This is a genomic window from Pseudoalteromonas sp. S558, assembly GCF_005886635.1.
Taxonomy (GTDB): Bacteria; Pseudomonadota; Gammaproteobacteria; order Enterobacterales; family Alteromonadaceae; genus Pseudoalteromonas; species Pseudoalteromonas aliena.
In genome coordinates this window covers 1-1,153 of sequence record NZ_PNDU01000513.1, presented here as the reverse complement: position 1 = coordinate 1,153, position 1,153 = coordinate 1, and the positions used below count along the sequence as shown (strand labels likewise).

At 37.0% G+C, this 1,153-nt stretch carries 2 tRNA genes; one reads left to right on the top strand and one right to left on the bottom strand.

Annotated features, from left to right (window positions below):
* Positions 1-11: 11 nt before the first annotated feature.
* Positions 12-87, bottom strand: a tRNA-Val gene (locus CWB66_RS21170).
* Between the two features lie 935 nt (positions 88-1,022).
* Here CWB66_RS21170 and CWB66_RS21165 point away from each other — a divergent pair.
* Positions 1,023-1,098: transfer RNA gene (locus CWB66_RS21165), tRNA-Ala, on the top strand.
* The last annotated feature ends 55 nt before the right edge of the window (positions 1,099-1,153 follow it).

Sequence of the window (1,153 nt, the reverse complement as noted above, 5' to 3'; positions counted from 1 at the left end):
GGTTTTATATGTGGTGGGTGATACTGGACTTGAACCAGTGACCCTCGCCTTGTAAGGGCGATGCTCTCCCAACTGAGCTAATCACCCACATATAAACAACATTGCATTGCTGCGTTGTTGTGGGGCGCTATTATAGATAGAGTTGGAAATGTGTCAACACTTGAATGATAAAAATGTGCTGAATGAAGATTTTATAAACAATGGGGCAGGGTTGGAGTCTATTTTATCATCAAATCCAAAGTTGTAGTTTAAATAACGTTCGAGAACAGTGCAATATTGTATTATCACTGTACTTAAATTACGTTTGTTTTAATCATTGGATTCAAATAAGTTAAGCTGTTTGTAATAAATGTAGTGTAGACGCTGTTCACATTAGCTTTATGTTAGGGCTTGATGACCTTTCAGGATTCGAGTTTTTATCTTTAGATCAAAATGAGTTATAGCTAAAAACCATTCTAAATGGAGCATGTTGGTTTTCTTAGGTGCAATATTTATTGCCTCACAATTAATTTAAGTGGTCATTTTTCACCACTTAGCAGAATTAGCGCTGTCTTTTAAAGACCAAGTTTATTAAATTTGTTCAATCTAGGGTATGTAATCGCGACGAGGGGGGTTATAACCAAATGAGCTTTATAGAAATAAGCATACTATCCTTACTTAGCGTAAAACTAAATGCACAACGGTAAATTCATTTTTGAAAGATAAACATGGCTAGAATTCATCATAAATTTAATTTGCATATAAATGTATACCTTTTATCTTCATTAGAGATTGGGTGTGAAACAGAAAAGTAGAGTAGTTCTAGCTAAAAGTTTTAAAGTTGCGGTTAAGTTACAAGCGATGAAAGGGGATTCCTATTCAAATTGTGTTTTTTAGCATGCTTGATAGCCAGTTTGTTGAAAATTAAACCATTTAAATAATGCTAAGTAAAAAACTGTTGACTTTATTTTGGGTGGTGCATAGAATGCGCCCCGCACTAAGCGATACCCGACGTGTTTATCATGGCGAGTATTGATTAAGTTGGGGCCATAGCTCAGCTGGGAGAGCGCTTCGCTGGCAGTGAAGAGGTCTGCGGTTCGATCCCGCATGGCTCCACCAAAAATTAGTGTTTTGTCCTAGGGTAGCAGTTTTCTGTGTCCCCATCGTCTAGAGG